15 protein-coding genes and 1 pseudogene are annotated in these 21,282 nt (G+C 59.6%); all 16 read left to right on the top strand.

Features of this window, described 5'->3' with window-relative positions; translation table 11 throughout:
* Nucleotides 1–187: 187 nt before the first annotated feature.
* Nucleotides 188–871: a type IV pilus assembly protein PilM gene (gene pilM / locus TU74_RS18755; RefSeq protein WP_048377328.1), complete on the top strand. Its 684-nt coding sequence runs from the start codon at nt 188–190 to the stop codon at nt 869–871.
* On the top strand, nt 871–1,437 hold the full coding sequence (locus TU74_RS18750; RefSeq protein ID WP_048377327.1) for a PilN domain-containing protein: 567 nt from the start codon (nt 871–873) through the stop codon (nt 1,435–1,437). The genes pilM and TU74_RS18750 overlap by 1 nt, the downstream gene beginning before the upstream one ends.
* Nucleotides 1,437–2,057 carry a type IV pilus inner membrane component PilO gene (locus TU74_RS18745; RefSeq protein ID WP_048377326.1) on the top strand — a complete coding sequence of 207 codons (621 nt, stop codon included), beginning with the start codon at nt 1,437–1,439 and terminating at the stop codon, nt 2,055–2,057. Before TU74_RS18750 ends, TU74_RS18745 begins: the two co-directional genes overlap by 1 nt.
* Nucleotides 2,054–2,581 carry a pilus assembly protein PilP gene (locus tag TU74_RS18740; protein WP_048377325.1) on the top strand — a complete coding sequence of 176 codons (528 nt, stop codon included), beginning with the start codon at nt 2,054–2,056 and terminating at the stop codon, nt 2,579–2,581. Before TU74_RS18745 ends, TU74_RS18740 begins: the two co-directional genes overlap by 4 nt.
* 159 nt (nt 2,582–2,740) lie before the next feature.
* A pseudogene (locus TU74_RS18735) lies at nt 2,741–3,979 on the top strand (type IV pilus secretin PilQ); the annotation flags it as partial.
* 4 nt (nt 3,980–3,983) lie between these two features.
* Nucleotides 3,984–4,502: a shikimate kinase AroK gene (gene aroK / locus TU74_RS18730; protein ID WP_047273052.1), complete on the top strand. Its 519-nt coding sequence runs from the start codon at nt 3,984–3,986 to the stop codon at nt 4,500–4,502.
* Nucleotides 4,503–4,652: 150 nt separating this feature from the next.
* The gene (gene aroB / locus TU74_RS18725; RefSeq protein ID WP_047272995.1) at nt 4,653–5,753 is read left to right on the top strand and encodes a 3-dehydroquinate synthase; all 1,101 of its coding nucleotides are present in this window, start codon (nt 4,653–4,655) and stop codon (nt 5,751–5,753) included.
* Nucleotides 5,754–5,763: 10 nt separating this feature from the next.
* Complete coding sequence (locus tag TU74_RS18720; RefSeq protein WP_048377323.1) at nt 5,764–7,365, top strand: AAA family ATPase; 1,602 nt, start codon at nt 5,764–5,766, stop codon at nt 7,363–7,365.
* 333 nt (nt 7,366–7,698) lie between these two features.
* Nucleotides 7,699–12,147 (top strand): glutamate synthase large subunit, encoded by a 4,449-nt coding sequence (gltB, locus tag TU74_RS18715; protein ID WP_048377322.1) that lies wholly within the window; start codon nt 7,699–7,701, stop codon nt 12,145–12,147.
* Between the two features lie 33 nt (nt 12,148–12,180).
* On the top strand, nt 12,181–13,599 hold the full coding sequence (locus TU74_RS18710; RefSeq protein WP_047291468.1) for an FAD-dependent oxidoreductase: 1,419 nt from the start codon (nt 12,181–12,183) through the stop codon (nt 13,597–13,599).
* A gap of 165 nt (nt 13,600–13,764) precedes the next feature.
* Nucleotides 13,765–14,832: a uroporphyrinogen decarboxylase gene (gene hemE, locus TU74_RS18705; RefSeq protein ID WP_047291470.1), complete on the top strand. Its 1,068-nt coding sequence runs from the start codon at nt 13,765–13,767 to the stop codon at nt 14,830–14,832.
* A gap of 379 nt (nt 14,833–15,211) precedes the next feature.
* Nucleotides 15,212–16,708, top strand: coding sequence for an N-acetylglucosamine-binding protein GbpA (gene gbpA / locus TU74_RS18700; protein ID WP_338152406.1), 1,497 nt, complete (start codon nt 15,212–15,214; stop codon nt 16,706–16,708).
* Between the two features lie 103 nt (nt 16,709–16,811).
* The gene (locus TU74_RS18695) at nt 16,812–17,324 is read left to right on the top strand and encodes a cytochrome b (protein ID WP_157315194.1); all 513 of its coding nucleotides are present in this window, start codon (nt 16,812–16,814) and stop codon (nt 17,322–17,324) included.
* 58 nt (nt 17,325–17,382) lie between these two features.
* Complete coding sequence (locus TU74_RS18690) at nt 17,383–17,916, top strand: type II secretion system protein N (RefSeq protein WP_048377319.1); 534 nt, start codon at nt 17,383–17,385, stop codon at nt 17,914–17,916.
* Between the two features lie 9 nt (nt 17,917–17,925).
* Nucleotides 17,926–19,812 carry a type II secretion system secretin GspD gene (gene gspD, locus TU74_RS18685; protein WP_048377318.1) on the top strand — a complete coding sequence of 629 codons (1,887 nt, stop codon included), beginning with the start codon at nt 17,926–17,928 and terminating at the stop codon, nt 19,810–19,812.
* The gene (gene gspE / locus TU74_RS18680) at nt 19,809–21,281 is read left to right on the top strand and encodes a type II secretion system ATPase GspE (RefSeq protein WP_048377317.1); all 1,473 of its coding nucleotides are present in this window, start codon (nt 19,809–19,811) and stop codon (nt 21,279–21,281) included. Before gspD ends, gspE begins: the two co-directional genes overlap by 4 nt.
* Nucleotide 21,282: the final 1 nt, after the last annotated feature.

Raw genomic sequence — 21,282 nt, 5'->3', positions numbered from 1 at the left:
AGATTAAGAAGTGGGTTGCACGTCAGGGCAGTGCGCAGGCGCGACGGGTCGACAATGCGGGAAAAAACGCCCGGCATTATAAGCATTTTTCGGCCATGGGCGTCATGGGCCTCATGTCGGGTCGGGTTATGAACGGATCTCATTTTTCACCCTCCGTAAGTCACGGATTGCATTAGGGAAAACAGCAGTGCCCGGATTGTTCACACAAAAACCTCAGCGTTACGCGGGTGTCGAGGTCGGCCAACACGCGATCAATGTGGTCGAATTAAGCCAGTCGCGCAGCGGCTTTGAGCTGCAAGCCTATGCCATTGAGCCTTTGCCGACCATGGCGTTGCACGATCTGACCGGCGACACGGCAAAAAGTGTCGCCCACGTGTTGTCCGTTGTGCTGAGCAAGGCAGGCATCCAGGCCCGCAGTGCCGCGATGTCGATGCCAGACACACTGGTGATGTGTAAAACCATTCAAGTTGAAACCGGCCTGAACGAGCAGGACCTTGAACTGCACGTGCGCCTTGAAGCGGAACACTACGTCCCTTACAACCTCGATGACGCCGCGCTGGATTTCGAGGTGCTGGGGCCTTGCGCCGATGACCCGTACCGCACGAACGTGTTGCTGGTGGTGTGCCGCCAGCAAGCGCTTGAGTGGCATCAATCGGTACTGGTGCAGGCCGGCTTGCAGGCGAAGGTCATTGATGTGCGCGATCACGCCCATGCCCGGGGCCTGCACTGGTTGAGTGGGGTGCCCGGTTATCAGCCGGACAATCCGTTTGCCGGGGTGAAAATCCATCCCCGCCTCGCGCCCGAAGCACTCTTCTGCGATGCTGCGCAGCTGTTGACAGCCTGTGGTCTGGCCTTGAGGGGGTTCGATTGATGGCGCGAATCAATTTGTTGCCATGGCGTGAGTGGCTGCGCGAAAAGCGCCGCAAAAGGTATATAGGCATGTTGGTGGCGTTGCTGGTAGTCACGGCTGCGGGTTTGTTTGTGCTGGATCATTTTGTGGACCGCGCCGTGGAGCGACAGTTGGCGCGTAATGACCTGATCAGGAGCGCCATGGTCCAGCTGGATGGGCGTGCGCAGCAGATCGATCAGCTGAAAGTACGTCGCGAGCAATTGCTGGAGCGCATGCAAACCATCGAGACCCTGCAAGGCAATCGTTCGGGCAGCAGCATCGTGCTTGATCAATTGGCGCGCAGTTTGCCGGAAGGTGTGTATTTCACTGACGTGAAGATGGCCGAGCGCACCATTGCGATCACAGGGGTGGCGCAGTCCACTGCACGGGTCGCCGAGTTGATGCGCAATCTCGACGCCTCCCATTGGCTTGAAGCCCCCACGTTGATTGAAGTGGGCGCCGAAGACGCCCAGGACGGCAGCCCTGCACGGTTATTTCACATGACCGTGCTGCAATCGCAAAACGGCCATGATGGCGGGCAGTTCTGATGGTCGCGCAATGGCTGGAGAGCCTGCGTACGGTTGACCTGCATGAATTGAATCTCAAACAGGCCGGGACGTGGTCAGGCAAGCGTAAAGCAGGTGTCGCGACAGGGTTTGTGGCGTTGCTGGTGCTGGCGGGTTATGCGCTCTGGTTGCAGCCCGGACTGGCCCGGCTTCATGAGCAACGCAGCGCCGAGCCGGTCCTCAAAGCCCAACTGGCAACCCGTGCCCAACAGGCGGCGTCACTGGTTGACCACCACCAGCACCTTCAAGCATTACAAACGGCTTTCGACGAGGTGATGCGGCAACTGCCGCGCCAGTCCCAGGTGCCGGGGCTGCTGGACGAAGTGTCCCGGCTTGCCCAAAACAGCGGCCTGATCATCGAGCAGATCCAGTGGTTGCCTGAAACACTGCAACCCGCTTACAGCGAGCTCCCCCTGCAATTGAGGGTCGTGGGCGGGTATCACGACCTTGGGGTTTTTCTCGGTGGTATTGCGGGTTTGCCACGCATTGTCACGCTGCATGATTTCACCCTGACGGCGGCCACACCGGCGGCCAACGGCCCGTTGCGCATGACGTTACTGGCTAAAACCTATCGCGCCAACGATCAAGGATTGATCCCGTGAGTGTGAAGTATCGATGTGTGCTGGCCGGTGCGCTGGCCCTGTTGGCGGGTTGCGACAATCCGCCGGATATTGAGTCCCTTGAGCAGGAGTTGCAGGCGCTTCGTGGGGCAACGGGCGTCCCCGCGCCCTCGATGCCGACCCGTGTGCAGCACCCTGCGTTTGCTTATGACGCCACTGCGCTGCGCAGCCCTTTTCAAGGTCAGCCCGGGGATGAAGGGGCACGCTGGCAGGTCAGTGATACGGACCACAGCGCTGAGGGCGAGCGCAGCAAGAGCAGGCTGGAAAGTATTGCACTTGAGCAGTTCGAGATGGTCGGCACGCTGTCAGATCAGTACGAAGACAGCGTCCTGTTGCGCGTCAGCGGCGTGGTGCACCGCTTGCAACCCGGCGACTATCTGGGTCGCCAGAACGGCCGCATTGTGGCCCTCAGCCCGCACTACGTTGAAGTGTTTGAAGTGATTTCTGATGGTCGGGGTGGTTGGCTGGAAAGAACCCTGACCCTTCCTTTGAAACAGCAGTCTTAACGGAAACAAACCATGAAAAGGATTTTCCCGGTCTGTGGACTGGCGCTATGGAGTGCGCTGAATTCACAGGTAGCAGTCGCCAGTGCGCCTGTGATACTTCCCGATGCGTCGACCTCCCGGGTCGAGCAGCTTGCGCCTGGCAATGCGCACACCTATGAAGGTGACGTGCTGTCGCTCAACTTCCAGGACATTGAAGTGCGCACCGTGCTGCAGATTCTGGCGGACTTCACCCGGTTCAACCTGGTGGTCAGCGATAGCGTGGAAGGCAATGTCACGCTCAACCTGCAAGATGTGCCCTGGGATCAGGCGCTGGACCTGGTGCTCAAGAGCAAAGGCCTCGATAAACGCTGGGAGGGCAACGTGCTGTTGATCGCACCTGCGGATGAAATCGCCGCTCAAGCGCGTCAAGCATTGGAGGCACGCAATCTCATGGCCGACCTTGCGCCCTTGCGCCGAGACGTGGTGCAGGTCAATCACGCCAAGGCTGCGGACATTGCCAAGCTGTTTCAGTCTGCCACGGGCAATGCGGCGGGTAGGGAAGACCAAGGCTCGATCACGGTGGATGAGCGCACTAACCACATCATCGCGTTCCAGACGGCTGAACGCCTCGGTGAGCTTCGACGCATTGTGGCGCAGCTCGATGTGCCCATGCGCCAGGTGATGATTGAAGCGCGCATCGTTGAGGCGGGCGTGGATTTCGAAAAGAAGCTGGGGGTGCGTTGGGGCGGTGAGCTTCGCAATCTTGGCAACTGGAAAGCGGGCGGGATCAGAGGGCCGGCAGCAGAAGGGGCGGCGCAGATCAGCGCGCCTTTCGTGGATCTGGGGGTTGCCAATAACACGTCAAGATTGGGCATCGCCTTCATCACCAACAATGTGTTGCTCGACCTTGAACTGAGCGCGATGGAAAAAACGGGCAATGGTGAAATCATCTCGCAGCCCAAGGTGGTCACTTCCGACAAGGAGACCGCCAAAATCCTGAAGGGCACTGAAATTCCGTATCAGGAATCCACCTCCAGCGGCGCCACGTCCGTGTCGTTCAAAGAGGCTTCGCTGTCGCTGGAAGTGACCCCGCAGATTACTCCGGACAACAGCATTCTCATGCAGGTGGTGGTGACAAAGGACGAGCCGGACTACATGAACATGGTCAACAATGTGCCGCCCATCAAGAAAAATGAAGTCCGGGGCAAGGTGCTGGTCAAGGACGGAGAAACCATCGTGATTGGGGGCGTGTTCTCAAATACGCAAAGCAAGGTGGTAGATAAAGTGCCATTTTTGGGCGATCTGCCGTATGTTGGCCGACTTTTCCGTCGGGACCTGGTCCTCGAAAAAAAATCCGAGCTGCTGGTGTTCTTGACTCCGCGTATCATGAACGACCTGGCGATTGCTGCGAGTCATTGATTCTGTGCGAAATTTGATTCTTGTTGGGCCGATGGGCGCAGGTAAAAGCACCATTGGACGTTTGCTGGCCAAGGAGCTGCGGCTGCCGTTCAAAGATTCCGACAAGGAAATCGAACTGCGCACCGGCACGAATATCCCGTGGATCTTCGATAAAGAAGGCGAGGCGGGGTTTCGTGATCGTGAGACGGCCATGATCAAAGCGTTATGTAACGAAGATGGCATTGTGCTCGCCACCGGGGGCGGTGCCGTGATGCGCCCGGTCAATCGCGAGTACCTGCATGCAGGCGGGCGTGTGGTTTATCTGCATGCTTCCATTGAGCAGCAGGTTGCGCGCACCTCGCGCGATCGCAATCGCCCCCTGCTGCGCAATGCGAACCCCGAGAAAATCCTGCGCGATTTGCTGGCCATTCGTGATCCGCTTTACCGTGAAATCGCCGACGTCATCGTCGAAACCGATGAACGGCCGCCGCGGATGGTGGTTTTGGACATTCTTGAGCGTCTGGCCCAGCTTCCTCCCCGTTAAAGCTTGGTACAAAATGCGCTATCCTCGGCGCCGGCCTTGCCCGCACAGCGGTAGGGCCTAAAGCGACTGGGCTGCGCCCCCCACCGGCGTGGCCAACACTTGATAATTGCGAGACAGGGCGCCCGTCGTCCTTTTTCAATGCGGGGATTCATGCAGACACTGAAGGTTGATCTAGGCGAGCGCAGCTACCCGATTCACATTGGCGAGGGGTTGTTGGATCAGCCTGAGTTGCTGGCCCCGCACATCGCCGGGCGCCAAGTGGCGATTGTGACCAACGAAACCGTGGCGCCTCTCTACCTAGAACGTCTGACCCGCAGCCTGGCGGCGTATTCGGTGCTGCCGATCATCCTTCCCGACGGCGAATCCTTCAAAAACTGGGAAACCCTGCAACTGATTTTCAATGGCTTGCTCACGGCGCGCCATGATCGCCGTACCACGGTGATTGCACTGGGCGGCGGCGTGATCGGCGACATGGCCGGCTTTGCCGCATCGTGTTACCAACGTGGGGTGGACTTCATCCAGGTGCCGACAACGCTACTGTCGCAAGTGGATTCGTCGGTGGGTGGCAAAACCGGCATCAACCACCCGTTGGGCAAAAACATGGTGGGTGCGTTTTACCAGCCCAATCTGGTGCTCATCGACACCACCAGCCTGAACACCTTGCCAGCCCGCGAGCTGTCGGCAGGGCTGGCGGAAGTGATCAAGTACGGCCTGATTTGCGACGAGCCTTTCCTGACCTGGCTGGAAGAACACGTTGACGCCTTGCGCGCGCTGGATCAGACCGCGCTGACCACGGCCATTGAGCGTTCCTGCGCGGCCAAGGCCGCCGTGGTGGGCGCCGATGAGCGTGAATCGGGCGTGCGCGCCACGCTCAACCTGGGCCACACCTTTGGTCATGCCATCGAAACCCATATGGGCTACGGGGTGTGGTTGCACGGCGAAGCGGTGGCGGCAGGCACAGTGATGGCGCTGGAGATGTCAGCGCGACTGGGCTGGATCACCGAGGCCGAACGTGACCGCGGTATTCGCCTGTTCCAGCGTGCGGGTCTGCCGGTGGTGCCGCCTGACGAGATGACGCCTGCCGATTTCATGGAACACATGGCAATTGATAAAAAAGTGATCGACGGCCGCTTGCGCCTGGTGCTGTTGCGCCGCATGGGCGAAGCCACAGTGACCGACGATTATCCACAAGAGGTTCTACAGGCCACGCTGGGTGCGGATTACCGCGCGCTGGCTCAGCTCAAAGGTTAATAAGATCCCGATGACTAGTTTGCATGCCGACGAGGCGTTTCTCGGTCACTTTCAACTCAACCACGACCCCTTTGCTCCACGGGTGCCGGGGTTCAAGTTCTTCCCGGCCCAGCGCAAGCCGGTGCTGGGGCAGTTGCACCACCTCGCCCGTTACAGCCAGTTGTTGCTGGTGGTGACCGGGCCTGAAGGCAGCGGCAAGACGTTGTTGCGTCAGGCGCTGGTCGCCAGCACCAACAAACAGTCGGTGCAAAGTGTCGTGGTTTCGGCGCGTGGCGCCGGTGATGCAGCTGGTGTGCTGCGTCAGATTGCGCAAACCCTGAACGTCGCCCATGCCGATGTCGGATCGATCCTGGCGCAAGTGGTGCAACTGGCCCTGACCGGTCAGGAAGTCTATCTGCTGATCGATGACGCCGAGCAGCTTGACGACTCGGCCCTCGAAGCCCTGCTGGCGCTGGCGGCCGGGACGCCGGAAGGCCGTCCGCATGTGTTCCTGTTTGGCGAGCCTTCAATGATCGCCGGGCTTGAGCAGCTCAGCGCGGACGAAGAGCGCTTCCACGTCATCGAATTGCAGCCCTACAGCGAAGAAGAGACCCGCGAATACCTGGCACAGCGTCTTGAAGGTGCCGGGGCCGGAATCGAACTCTTGAGCGCACAACAGATCTCAGATATTCACGAGAGCTCCGACGGCTGGCCTGGGAACATCAACCAGGTTGCCCGCGATGCAATGATCGAAGCCATGATTGCCAGCCGCACTGCGGTCAAGCGTCCAAGTATGGGGTTCAACATGCCGAAAAAACACGTATTGGCCATTGGTGCCGTAGTGGTAGTGGCCGTCGCCGCTGCCATTCTGATTCCGGGCCGCGGCAAAACGCCGACCACCCCTAATGCTGAGCAGGCACAGTTGCCGCTGGGGCAAGCCGCGCCCAATGGCGGTGCCAACCCGTCGGTGGATTTCGCCGGTTCCTCGCAACCCATGCCGCTGCCACTGGTGGGTCAGTCGCAGCCGGTCATGCGCGGCCCGCTGGCCGAAGCGGCCGGGGGGATTTCTGAAGGTGATGACGGTGGCGTGCCAGCGGTTGACGGGGGCGCCGATGTGCCTCCTACCGTGACCACCACAGCGCCGCCTGTGGGCGTGCCTGCGGGGGCTGAGCCAGTCCCGGCACCTGCTCCGGCTCCAGCGCCACGTCCGGTGCAGCAAGCGCCAGTGGCGGCAGCCAAACCAGTGCCAACGCCTGCACCGGCGGCCAAGCCTGCGCCCGCGCCTGTGGTCAAACCGGCTGCCAAACCGGCCGAGAAACCCGTCACCCTGGCCAAGGCCGCACCGGGCAGCAGCTGGTACGCCAGCCAGCCCGCGGGCAACTACGTGGTGCAGATCGTGGGCACCAGCTCTGAAGCCTCGGCGCAAAATGTCGTGAAAGAAGTGGGCGGCGAGTCCCGCTACTTCAAAAAAATGCTTAACGGCAAACCGTTGTATGTCGTGACCTACGGCAATTTCCCAAGCCACGCCGCGGCCACCGCCGCCATCAAGAACTTGCCAGCGAAGATTCAGGCTGGTAAACCTTGGCCTCGCACTGTCGCCAGCGTCCAACAAGAACTGGCAGCAGCTCGCTGATGCTCCGGCGACCTTACCCAGGTCGCCGCGCTTCACACCTAAACATGCCTGCTTGAGCATGCGGCTTTTAAGCCGTGTGCCTTGTGGTGTCTGCGCCTTGTGGCAGTCAACATCAAAAATGTTTTGACTAGCACAAGTAATCTCTTTAAACCTTTCACAAATGCGACACGAATTTACGGTTAATAGCCGCTCAATTTGTGGGCGTTTTTGGCGGTGTGTAGAATGACCACCCTTTTGCCCCTGCCAAGCTGGCGTACGTTCAGCGCGGGAAGCAAGTGGTTGAATTAAAAAGAAATTTGCCCCTTTTTGGGGCAGCCTGGTGAGAAAGTGTCTATGAAAGCAGGTCTGTACCACCCCGACGAATTCAAGGATAACTGTGGTTTCGGCCTGATTGCCCACATGCAGGGCGAACCCAGTCATACCCTTCTACAAACAGCCATTGAGGCACTGACCTGCATGACCCACCGCGGTGGGATCAACGCAGACGGCAAGACCGGCGACGGTTGTGGCCTGCTGATTCAAAAGCCCGATGTGTTCTTGCGTGCAATCGCCCAGCAACACTTCGGCAGCCAATTACCCAAGCAATACGCGGTCGGCATGGTGTTTTTCAACCAGGACCCGATCAAGGCCGAAGCGGCCCGCAATAACATGAACCGCGAAATCCTCGCGGCGGGCCTGCAACTGGTGGGCTGGCGCAAGGTGCCGATTGACACCCGTGTACTGGGTCGTCTGGCGCTGGAGCGTTTGCCGCAGATCGAGCAAGTGTTCATTGCCGGTGAAGGCCTGAGCGATCAGGACATGGCGATCAAACTGTTCAGCGCACGTCGTCGTTCGTCAGTGGCCAATGCCGCCGACACCGACCACTACATCTGCAGCTTTTCCCACAAGACCATCATTTACAAAGGCCTGATGATGCCGGCGGACCTTACCGCCTTCTATCCGGACCTCAGCGACGAGCGCCTGCAAACCGCGATCTGCGTGTTCCACCAGCGCTTTTCCACCAACACCTTGCCGAAATGGCCGTTGGCCCAGCCATTCCGCTTCCTCGCCCACAACGGTGAGATCAACACCATCACCGGCAACCGCAACTGGGCACTGGCCCGTCGCACCAAGTTCGCCAACGACCTGATCGGCGATCTGGACGAACTCGGCCCGCTGGTTAACCGCGTGGGTTCCGACTCCTCAAGCATGGACAACATGCTGGAGTTGATGGTTACCGGCGGCATCGACCTGTTCCGTGGCGTGCGCATGCTGATTCCACCTGCCTGGCAAAACGTTGAGACCATGGACCCCGACCTGCGGGCGTTTTATGAGTACAACTCAATGCACATGGAGCCGTGGGACGGCCCGGCGGGCGTCGTCATGACAGACGGCCGCTATGCCGTTTGCCTGCTCGACCGCAACGGCCTGCGCCCGGCGCGCTGGGTCACGACCACCAACGGCTACATCACCATCGCCTCGGAAATCGGCGTGTGGAACTACCAGCCCGAAGACGTGATTGCCAAAGGCCGCGTAGGGCCGGGCCAGATTCTGGCTGTCGACACCGAAACCGGTCAGGTGCTGGACACCGACGCCATCGACAACCGCCTGAAGTCGCGCCATCCGTATAAGCAATGGCTGCGCAAGAATGCGCTGCGCATTCAGGCCACCATCGATGACCACGACCACGGTTCGGCGTTTTACGACGTCGATCAGCTCAAGCAGTACATGAAGATGTATCAGGTCACGTTCGAGGAGCGCGATCAGGTGCTGCGCCCACTGGGCGAGCAGGGCTACGAAGCGGTCGGCTCCATGGGCGATGACACGCCGATGGCCGTGCTGTCCCAGCGCGTGCGCACGCCGTACGACTACTTCCGCCAGCAATTTGCGCAGGTGACTAACCCGCCGATTGACCCGCTGCGTGAAGCCATCGTCATGTCGCTGGAAATCTGCCTGGGTGCAGAGCGCAATATTTTCCAGGAATCCCCTGAACACGCTTCGCGCGTGATCCTCAGCTCGCCGGTCATCTCGCCTGCCAAATGGCGTTCGTTGATGAACCTCAACCTGCCGGGCTTCGAGCGTCAGATCATCGACCTCAACTACGACGAGCGCCTGGGACTCGAAGCGGCCGTGCGTAACATCGCGGATCAGGCCGAAGAAGCGGCCCGTGCGGGCCGTACACAAATTGTGCTCAGCGACCGCCATATCGCGCCCGGCAAGTTGCCGGTTCACGCTTCGCTGGCGGTCGGCGCCGTTCACCACCGCCTGACCGAAAAAGGTTTGCGGTGTGACAGCAACATCCTGGTCGAAACCGCGACTGCCCGTGACCCGCATCACTTCGCGGTGCTGATCGGCTTTGGTGCGTCGGCGGTGTACCCGTTTTTGGCCTACGAAGTGCTGGGCGACCTGATCCGCACAGGCGAAGTGCTGGGCGACCTTTATGAGGTGTTCAAGAACTACCGCAAAGGCATCACCAAAGGCCTGCTCAAAATCCTGTCGAAGATGGGCATTTCGACCATCGCGTCGTACCGCGGTGCGCAGCTGTTCGAAGCCATCGGCCTGTCCGAAGAAATCTGCGACCTGAGCTTCCGTGGCGTGCCGAGCCGCCTCAAGGGCGCGCGGTTTGTCGACCTTGAAGCCGAGCAAAAACTGCTGGCGGCCGAAGCCTGGAGTGCGCGCAAGCCGATCCAGCAAGGCGGCCTGCTCAAATACGTGCATGGCGGCGAATACCACGCCTACAACCCGGACGTGGTCGCCACCCTGCAAGCCGCCGTGCAACAGGGCGACTACAACAAATTCAAGGAATACACGTCACTGGTCGACAAGCGCCCGGTGTCGATGATCCGTGACCTGTTGCAGGTCAAAACCCTCGACACGCCGCTGGCCATCGAAGAGATCGAACCGCTGGAGTCAATCCTCAAGCGTTTCGACTCGGCCGGTATCTCGCTGGGCGCGTTGTCGCCCGAAGCGCACGAAGCGCTGGCCGAAGCCATGAACCGGTTGGGCGCACGCTCCAACTCCGGTGAAGGCGGCGAAGACCCGGCGCGTTACGGCACCATCAAAAGCTCGAAAATCAAGCAAGTGGCCACCGGCCGTTTTGGTGTGACCCCGGAATACCTGGTCAACGCTGAAGTGCTGCAAATCAAGGTGGCCCAAGGCGCCAAGCCGGGTGAGGGCGGGCAACTGCCGGGTGGCAAGGTCAATGGCCTGATCGCCAAGCTGCGCTATGCCGTACCGGGCGTGACCCTGATTTCGCCGCCGCCTCACCATGACATCTACTCGATTGAAGACTTGTCGCAGCTGATTTTCGACCTCAAGCAAGTCAACCCGAAGGCCCTGGTCTCGGTGAAGCTGGTGGCCGAAGCGGGTGTCGGCACCATCGCCGCTGGCGTGGCCAAGGCCTATGCCGACCTGATCACCATTTCCGGTTATGACGGCGGCACCGGCGCTTCGCCGCTCACCTCCATCAAATACGCGGGCGCTCCGTGGGAACTGGGGTTGGCTGAAACCCACCAAACCCTGCGAGGCAACGACCTGCGCGGCAAGGTGCGGGTGCAGACCGACGGCGGCCTGAAAACCGGCCTCGACGTGATCAAAGCCGCGATCCTTGGGGCGGAAAGCTTCGGCTTCGGCACCGCGCCGATGATCGCCCTGGGTTGCAAATACCTGCGGATCTGCCACTTGAACAACTGCGCCACCGGTGTGGCAACGCAGAACGAATCACTGCGTAAAAACCACTACATCGGCACCGTCGACATGGTGGTCAACTTCTTCACCTACGTGGCCGAAGAAACCCGCGAGTGGCTGGCCAAGCTCGGTGTACGCAGCCTTGAACAGCTGATCGGACGCACCGATTTGCTGGACATCCTGCCGGGCGAAACCGCCAAGCAGCAACACCTCGACCTGACCCCGTTGCTGGGCAGCGACAACGTGCCTGCCGACAAGCCGCAGTTCTGCGAAGTGGAGCGCAACCCGCCATTCGACAAAGGCCTGCTGGCCGAAAAAATGCTCGACATGGCGCGCCCGGCGATCAACGACCTGAGCGGAGCCGAGTTCGACCTCGACATCTGTAACTGCGACCGTTCGATTGGCGCGCGGATCTCCGGTGAAATCGCCCGCACCCACGGCAATCAGGGCATGGCCAAGGCCCCGATCACGTTCCGCTTCAAAGGCACCGCGGGTCAGAGCTTTGGCGTGTGGAACGCCGGAGGTTTGAACCTCTACCTGCAAGGCGATGCCAACGACTACGTAGGCAAAGGCATGACTGGCGGCAAGCTGGTGATCGTGCCGCCGACCGGCAGCGTCTACAAAACCGAGGACAGCGCGATTATCGGTAACACCTGCCTGTACGGCGCCACAGGCGGCAAGTTGTTTGCCGCGGGTACGGCGGGTGAGCGTTTTGCGGTGCGTAACTCGGGTGCCCACACCGTTGTGGAAGGCACGGGCGATCACTGCTGTGAATACATGACGGGCGGGTTTGTCTGCGTACTGGGCAAAACCGGTTACAACTTCGGTTCAGGCATGACCGGCGGTTTCGCCTACGTGCTGGATCAGGACAACACCTTCGTTGACCGGGTGAACCACGAACTGGTTGAAATCCAGCGCATCAGTGGCGAAGCGATGGAAGCCTACCGCAACCACCTGCAACACGTGCTGGACGAATACGTCGAGGAAACCCACAGCGAGTGGGGCCGTAATCTCTCGGAAAACCTCGATGATTACCTGCGCCGTTTCTGGATGGTCAAGCCCAAGGCTGCCAGCTTGAAATCGTTGCTTTCCAGCATCCGTGCCAACCCGCAGTGATATGCGCCTGAAGAGTGTGATGAGGTTTTAACCATGGCTGAACGTCTGAGTAACGACTTCCAGTTCATCGATGTCGGGCGCAAAGATCCGAAGAAGAAACTGTTACGTCAACGCAAAAAAGAGTTCGTGGAAATCTACGAACCGTTCAAACCCCAGCAGTCGGCCGAGCAGGCCCACCGCTGCCTGGGTTGCGGCAATCCGTACTGTGAATGGAAATGCCCTGTGCATAACTTCATTCCCAACTGGCTCAAGCTGGTGGCCGAGGGCAATATTCTTGCCGCCGCCGAGCTGTCGCACCAGACCAACACCCTGCCCGAAGTGTGCGGCCGGGTGTGTCCGCAAGACCGTCTGTGCGAAGGCGCCTGCACCCTCAATGACGGCTTTGGCGCCGTCACCATCGGTTCGGTCGAGAAGTACATCACCGACACCGCCTTTGCCATGGGCTGGCGCCCGGACATGTCCAAGGTCGTGCCGACCGGAAAGCGCGTCGCCATCATTGGTGCCGGGCCTGCGGGCCTGGGGTGTGCCGACGTGCTGGTGCGTGGCGGCGTGACCCCGGTGGTGTTCGACAAAAACCCGGAAATCGGCGGTCTGCTGACCTTCGGTATTCCGGAATTCAAGCTGGAAAAAACCGTGCTCAGCCACCGTCGCGAAGTCTTCACCGGCATGGGCATCGAGTTCCGCCTCAACACTGAAATCGGCAAAGACATCAGCATGCAACAGCTGCTGGACGAGTACGACGCGGTCTTCATGGGCATGGGCACCTACACCTACATGAAAGGCGGCTTTGCCGGTGAAGACTTGCCGGGCGTACACGACGCGTTGGACTTTCTGATTGCCAACGTCAACCGCAACCTGGGCTTTGAAAAGTCGCCGGACGATTTCGTCGACATGAAAGGCAAAAGGATTGTGGTGCTGGGGGGTGGCGATACCGCGATGGACTGCAACCGCACCTCCATCCGCCAGGGTGCCAAGTCCGTGACCTGTGCGTACCGTCGTGACGAAGCCAACATGCCGGGTTCGCGCAAAGAGGTGAAAAACGCCAAGGAAGAAGGCGTGAAATTCCTCTACAACCGTCAGCCGATTGCCATTGTGGGTGAAGGTCGGGTTGAAGGCGTGAAAGTGGTCGAGACCCGTCTGGGCGAGCCGGATGCCCGTGGTCGTCGCAGCCCCGAGCCGATCCCCGGTTCTGAAGAGATCATCCCGGCGGATGCGGTGATCATCGCGTTCGGGTTCCGCCCGAGCCCGGCGCAGTGGTTTGAACAGTTCGACATCCGGACCGACAGCCAGGGCCGCGTCATTGCGCCCGAGCAGTCACCGTTCAAACACCAGACCAGCCACCCGAAGATCTTCGCCGGTGGTGACATGGTGCGTGGGTCAGACCTGGTCGTCACCGCCATCTTTGAAGGCCGTACGGCGGCGGAAGGGATTCTGGATTACTTGGGCGTCTGACCCGGCCCTCACCCTAATCCTTTCCCTGTGGGAGAGGGCTGGGGTGAGGGAAAAACTGCCCCCCCACCGCGGCAAATCGCCCCGATAGATAAAAGGCACGGCTCTTGCCGTGCCTTTTGTGTCCGTCTCTGAGAAAATGCCCGCACTTTTTTTCCGGATGCTGACATGACTGATCTCAAGAATGACCGTTTCCTTCGCGCTTTGCTCAAGCAACCCGTTGACGTAACGCCTGTGTGGATGATGCGTCAGGCCGGTCGCTACTTGCCGGAATACCGCGCCAGCCGCGCCAAGGCCGGTGATTTCATGAGCCTGTGCAAGAACGCCGAGTTCGCGTGCGAAGTCACCATGCAGCCTCTGGACCGGTTCCCGCAGCTCGATGCCGCGATCCTGTTTTCCGACATCCTGACCATCCCTGATGCCATGGGGCAGGGTCTGTATTTTGAAACCGGCGAAGGCCCGCGCTTCAAAAAGGTTGTCAGCACCCTGGCCGACATCGAAGCCCTGCCGATCCCGGACCCGCAAAAAGACCTCGGTTATGTGATGAACGCGGTCAGCACCATCCGCAAGGAACTCAACGGCCGCGTGCCGCTGATCGGTTTCTCCGGCAGCCCGTGGACGCTGGCCACGTACATGGTCGAAGGCGGTTCGTCCAAAGACTTCCGCAAAACCAAAGCCATGCTCTACGACACCCCGCAGGCCATGCACTTGCTGCTCGACAAGCTGGCGCAGTCGGTGACGTCGTACCTCAACGGCCAGATCCTCGCGGGCGCACAAGCGGTGCAGATCTTCGACACGTGGGGCGGCAACCTGTCCTCGGCGGCCTATCAGGAGTTCTCCCTGGCCTACATGCGCAAAATCGTCAGCGGCCTGATCCGCGAGCACGAAGGCCGTAAAGTGCCCGTCATCCTCTTCACTAAAAACGGCGGCCTGTGGCTCGAAAGCATTGCCGATGCAGGCGCGGATGCATTGGGTCTGGACTGGACCTGCGACCTGGGCGAAGCCCGCCGTCGCGTCGGCAACACAGTCGCCTTGCAGGGCAACATGGACCCGACCGTGCTGTACGCCAACCCGGAAGCGATCCGTACCGAGGTCAAACGCATTCTGGCCAGCTACGGCAACGGTTCGGGGCACGTGTTCAACCTGGGCCATGGCATCACCCCAGAAGTGAAACCCGAACACGCTGGCGCCTTCATCAGCGCAGTGCATGAGTTTTCGGCGCAATACCACGTTTAAGTATTTCGCATTACACCCAATGCCCGGCTAATGCCGGGCATTTTTGTGTGTACGGCGCGCCCGTGAAGACGTGTTTTAAAACACTCAATAACAACCGCTGATCAACTAAATGCGTTGAGCTTAAACTTACAAGCCATAAGAAATTCCCTACCTTAAGTAACGTATTGCCTTACAGACTAATCAATGTAAGACGGTAAAATCTCCCACCTCCCGGGGGGTGTCGACTGAATTTAAACTGCTATGAAGAAAAGTATTGAAGGAATTTTCTTTGTTTTTTGTAGTTTTTATTTAGGAAGTTAATTGTTCATGTTGTTGAGTTACTGATGGGCGTGCGTTTGATTAATGCGCGAACGTGCATCACGTTTGAATAAAAAATAATATGAGGTTACATATGAAGTCTTCACGTTCAAGGTCGTTATCTTTAACGGGTTGTATATCGTCGTTAACGCTGATGGCCGCGATGTTTGCATCGCAACAGGTTGCGGCCCATGGTTACATGGACAGCCCGCCTTCGCGCGCTTATGCCTGTCAGCAAAAATTGAATGCCGACTGCGGCCCTGCGGAATATGAACCTCAAACCGTCGGTGAAGCCCCCAAAGGCTTCCCGGCATTGGGCCCGGCCGACGGCAAGATCGCCAGTGGTGAAAACGCCTTGTTTGCAGCAATGGATGCCCAGTCCCCGGACCGTTGGCATTTGACCGAAATCAACGACCGCAACGCGACGTTCAGCTGGTTTTTCACCGCGGCTCACAAAACGACCAAGTGGGAATACTTCATTACCAAAACGGGCTGGAACCCCAACCTGCCATTGGCCCGTGACGCTTTTGAGCTGACACCCTTCTGTACCGTTGAAGGCGGCGGCGCGGTGCCCATTGACGGGGCGGCTGGCGGCAATGGCCCGCTCAAGCAGAAACACGCGTGCACCATTCCCGGTGATCGCAGCGGCCACCACATCATCCTGGGTGCCTGGACCATCGATGACACCGGCGCCACGTTCTATGACGTTGTTGACGTGAATATCACGGCAGAGTCCGAGTACGAGCCCGACCCGGATGGCTGGCAGCGTGTGAGTGCCCTTGCCCCCACCCAAGCGCTGATGCCGGGTGATTCGGTCAAGGCCCGCGCCTTTACCGGAAGTGCCGAGAGCGCCGAGTACAGCTTCTCGGTAGGCATCGACTCGGTTGAAGAAGGCCAGCCGCAAAACTGGTCGCTCAAGTTGGCCCAAGCGGTGAATGCCGCTGACAAATCGGTGCGTGCAGGCGTTCGCAATGCGCAAGGCGAAATCGAGCCGATCAAGGGCACCAACATCTTTTACGTCAAGCCCCAAACAGGCGTGACCAGCTATCAGATGCAGACCACGATGGTCCCGGACCCGGATGCGTACATGCATGTGCATGACGTCAAGCCGCAATACGTCCTTGAAAAAGGCCGCGGCAACGTAGGCTTCACCTTGATGACCAACAAGGAAATCAACGTTGATGCCACCGTTTACGATGCCAACAACACGTCCGTCGGCACCGTTAAACAGACCCTGAATGCATCCACCGAACAAGTCGTTGTTCCTGTGATCAGCGCGCCGGGCGTGCATACCTTGAAACTGATCGCCAGCAGCCAGGACGGTCGTGAAAACTTCCAGGAAGCCAAGGCGTTGAACCTGACCGGCGAAGCTGCCGAGCATGACTTCGATTTCGTGTTCCCTGAAGGGGTGAAGCAATACAAGGCGGGCACCAAGGTGCTTCAGCCGAAGAACGACAAGGTATACGAGTGCAAGCCGTTCCCGTTTTCGGGCTGGTGCTCTCAATACTCGCCGACGTCCAACGGTTACGAGCCGGGTGTGGGTTCGAACTGGGCGGATGCCTGGACTGAGCTGAACTAAAGCAACGACAGGCCAAGTTGCGTGACTAACGCGGCTTGGCCTTCGTGTGAGTGCTTGCGTTTAATCAGAAGTCTTGTCTTTTAAACTGTTCTGGATTGACGCTGTGATTCATTCGACGTATTCGGGGTTGCAGAAAGGGTTACATGCTATTTCGATGATGATCATTGTGTGGTTGATGGCCTCCGGTTATTTCGCTGCATATATCACGCGTATCCCTGAAGTCAAAGAGGCGGTGAGTGCCTTTAATGTTGCGTTGGCCACGTTGTTTGCACCCGTCTTTGTGTTTCGAATGTGTGTGTCGTTCGGTAAAGGCTATGCCGACGTATTGAGATCAAGCGATGTCATGCGTTATGCCGCATTTGTTGTTCACAACTTGATTTATATAACGACGCTGATCGTGATCGTGTCGGGATTTCTGATGATGAATCGCGACATCGATGTGTTCGGCCTCTTTTACATCCCTGCCGTGATAACCGATCCGCGATTGCATGGATGGTTTTCTGACTCTCATACCCTGGCCTGTTATGGGCTGGCGCTGTTGCTGTTCATGCACGTAGCCGCAGTGATCAAGCATCACCTCACGGGCAGGCCGGTACTCAAGGGCATGTTTTTCTAGGCCTTTGCACAAGGCACCCGATCAATAGCAGGGCACACAGCAGGCGGACGGTCAGGATTTGAGTATTTCAGCAATTTTAGCGACGCGTTCTTCACGGCTGATCCTGACGCTATGCCTGATTGCGCTGCCTGTAGGCGTGGCGCTCTGGCATGCCTGGCAAGAGTGGGCGTATCGCACCGCATTGCCCGGCCTGACCGCGTTGACGCCCCTTGAGGCTGCCCCCCCTTCGAAGCCCGTGGTGTTCAACCCCAATGGCATCGCGACGGTCCTGGGTTTTGCCCCGCAGGGCGCAGCCGTGCGCAGTGCCGAGGCGCTGACGTTACGCGCCAGTCTGGTTTCCAGCCAGGGCCAGTCCCGCGCGCTGCTGGCCGGTACCAGCGAGGCACGTTTTTACAGCGTGGGTGATCGCCTGCCGGGCGGCAGTGTTTTACGCCGTATTGAAGTGTCCCGCGTGGTGCTTTGGCGTAATGGCCGGGAAGAAAGCCTGGTCCTCGAATCCGCCGGGCAGTACCTGCTGCCGGTTACACGGGCTGATGCCCCCAAAGCGCAGCCTGCTTCCACTTATTTGCGGCCCGTTGCCGAACAACCTTAGAGACTCACCATGAACAGGCCACACAGGTTCGGCATCGGCCGCTTACTGCTGCGTAGCACGCTGTGCACCGCGCTGTTTTTTGCAAGCCCGGGGCATGCTCAAGCGCCATCGTGGCAACTGGCAATGAAAGACGCCGAGTTGCGTGATGTGGTGCAGCACATGTCCAGCGTGCTGGGCGCCACGGTGGTGCTCGACCCGCGTGTTCAGGGGCGCATTACGGTGATCTCCGATCAGCCGCTTGATCGCGAAGGCGTGCGCAACTTGTTCTACTCGGTGCTGGAGGCCCAAGGGTTTGCGGTGGTTGATCAGGGCGAACGTTTATTGATTATTCCGGCGGCAGACGCCAAAACCCGGGCCAGCACGGCCGGCACTCGCCCAGCGCTGGATGAAGAATTCGTCACCGAAATCATCGAGCTGAACACCAGCCTCGCCGCCGACTTGTCCGGGTTATTGCGCCCCCTTGTGTCGAACAATGGCTATGTTGGGCCTTCGACTTCAGCCAATGCGCTGGTCGTCACCGATACAGCGGCCAATACCCAACGGATTGTCCAATTGGCGCGCCAGCTCGATGCCGGCGGGCAGTTCGGGCATTCGGTCATCGAATTGCGCCATGGCCTGGCCAGCGACATCGCCGCGGTCATCGAGAAAACGATCGACAAAAAGAACGCCGGTGGCGGGCAGGTCATCGCTGACAGCAGTTCCAATCGTCTGGTGGTGATCGGCACGGAATCGGTGCGCATGCGCTTGAACACCTTGGCGCACTCACTGGATAAACCCGCCACCCTCCAGCAAGAAAATGCGCGGGTGATTCGTCTGCGGCACAGCGATGCCAAACAGCTGGCCGAAGTGCTGGCAGCTGTCGGGCAGGGCGTTCAGGACACTGCTCCGTTGGGTGGCGCGACACCCGCTGTGAGCAAGCGCGAAGCAATGGTGGCGGCCGACATCAGCCAGAACGCGTTGGTCATCATGGCGGACCCGGCGCAGGTGCGGTCCCTGGAGAGCATCGTCAAACAGCTCGATCAGCCGCGCTCACAGGTCTTGATTCATGCAGCCATCGTTGAAATCTCGGGCGACATTAACAAAACCCTGGGCGTGCAATGGGGCGTGAACACTGGCGGCGGGCAGGGCGCGATCACCTTCCCGGGGACCAATATCCAAATCGGCCAACTCTCGGACAGCAAAACCCAATTACCCGAAGGGGCGGTCTTGCAGATCGGCAGTGATCGCTTCAATGCGTTGATTTCGGCCCTGGCCAGCGATGTGAACAACAACGTGTTGTCCACCCCGAGCCTGCTGACCCTGGACAATCAGGAAGCCGAAATTCTGGTCGGGCAAAACGTCCCCTTCAAGACCAGCAGCTACGTACCGCCCAGCGAGGGTTCACAAACCCCGGTCACCAACTTTACCCGTCAAGACATCGGCATCAGCCTCAAGATCAAGCCGCACATCAATGACGGTTCTTCATTGCGTCTGGAAGTCGAGCAGGAAAGCTCCGAGCTTGCCCCAGCGCCCGAAGGCTCCAGTGACCTGATCACCAACAAGCGCAAACTCAAAAGCACCATCCTGGCCGAGGACGGTGAAATCATCGTGATCGGCGGCCTGATCAAAGACAGCGTGCGCACTCAGGTCAGCGGCGTTCCGCTCTTGCGCAGCATTCCGTATCTGGGGGCGTTGTTTCGCTGGAACAAAGACACCCAGACCAAAACCAACTTGATGGTCTTCCTGCGCCCGACCATCGTGCGCAGCAAAGAAGACATCCACGCCATGAGCCAAAAGAGCTACGACGCGTTGCGCGCCCTCAGCCAGCCTGAGGCCAAAGACAACAACTCGTTGCTGCTGCCCCGCGACCCGCAGCAGATGTTTGACGGCAACCTGTCGACGCCGGCGCAGCCATGACCCAATCCAGTGCGCGTTTGCCTTTCAGTTTTGCACGGCGTTTTGGCGTCGTGCTGGACGCGTCTTGCACCCCGGCCACGCTGTTGATGCGCAGTGACACTCCGTTAAGCGTATTGGCCGAAGTGCGGCGCAGGGTGGCCACAGCGCTGGTGCTCAAACGGGTGTCGGATGCCGACTTCAATACCGCGTTGGCCAGCACCTACAGCGCGGGGCAGAGCGCCGCCGAGCAGGTGGCGCAGGGGCTGGACAGCGAACTGGACCTCATGAGCGCGGCCGAACAGGTGCCGCAGACCGCCGACTTGCTGGAGCAAGAAGGGGACGCGCCGATCATCCGGCTGATCAACGCGTTGCTGCGCGAAGCCATGCGTGAAAAAGCGTCCGACGTTCACCTCGAAACCTTCGAACATTACCTGTCGGTGCGCATGCGCATCGATGGCCAACTGCGCGAGGTGCTCAGGCCAAAACGTGAGCTGGCCAATCTGCTGGTCTCGCGCATCAAGGTCATGGCCCGGCTGGACATCGCTGAAAAGCGCGTGCCGCAAGATGGCCGCATCAGCTTGCGCCTGGCCGGTCATGAGGTGGATGTGCGCGTCTCGACCCTGCCTTCGTCCCACGGCGAACGGGTGGTGATGCGATTGCTCGATAAACAGGCCGGCCGACTGGACCTCGAATGCCTGGGCATGCCCGCCGACACGCTGGCCTGTTTTGAGCAAGTGCTGGCGCGGCCCCACGGGATCTTTCTGGTGACCGGGCCAACCGGCTCCGGCAAAACCACCAGCCTGTATGCCGCGCTGAGTCATCTCAATCACACCTCGCGCAACATCCTGACCGTTGAAGACCCGGTGGAGTATCACGTACCGGGCATTGGCCAGACGCCGGTCAACACCAAGGTCGACATGACCTTTGCCCGTGGCTTGCGGGCGATTTTGCGCCAGGACCCGGATGTGGTCATGGTTGGGGAAATCCGAGACCGGGAAACCGCCGAAATTGCCGTGCAGGCCTCGCTGACCGGGCACCTCGTGCTCTCCACCCTGCACACCAACAGCGCCATTGGCGCCGTCACCCGACTGGTCGACATGGGCGTCGATGCGTTTTTACTGGCCTCATCGCTGGTCGGGGTCTTGGCCCAGCGTCTGCTGCGCACCTTGTGCCCCGAATGCAAGGCGCCGTACACCGCCGACCCGGCGCTGTGTACGCGGCTCGGGCTTGATCCGCAGGCGGCCGTGACCCTCTATCGCGCACAAGGCTGTGACCAGTGCCAGCAGGGGTATCGGGGGCGTATCGGGATTTACGAGTTAGTGCGTGTGACCCCGACGCTGGCGGGCCTGATTCATCAAGGCGCCAGCGAGGCGCAGTTAACCCGCGAAGCGCGCGGGGGCTCAGCGAGCTTGTTTCAGGATGGTCAACGGCGGGTGCTCGAAGGCCGCACCAGCCTGGATGAACTGCTGCGCGTGACGCAGGAAGACTGAC

It is taken from the genome of Pseudomonas lundensis (assembly GCF_001042985.1).
Taxonomy (GTDB): Bacteria; Pseudomonadota; Gammaproteobacteria; order Pseudomonadales; family Pseudomonadaceae; genus Aquipseudomonas; species Aquipseudomonas lundensis.
This window is presented reverse-complemented; position numbering and strand designations above follow the sequence as displayed.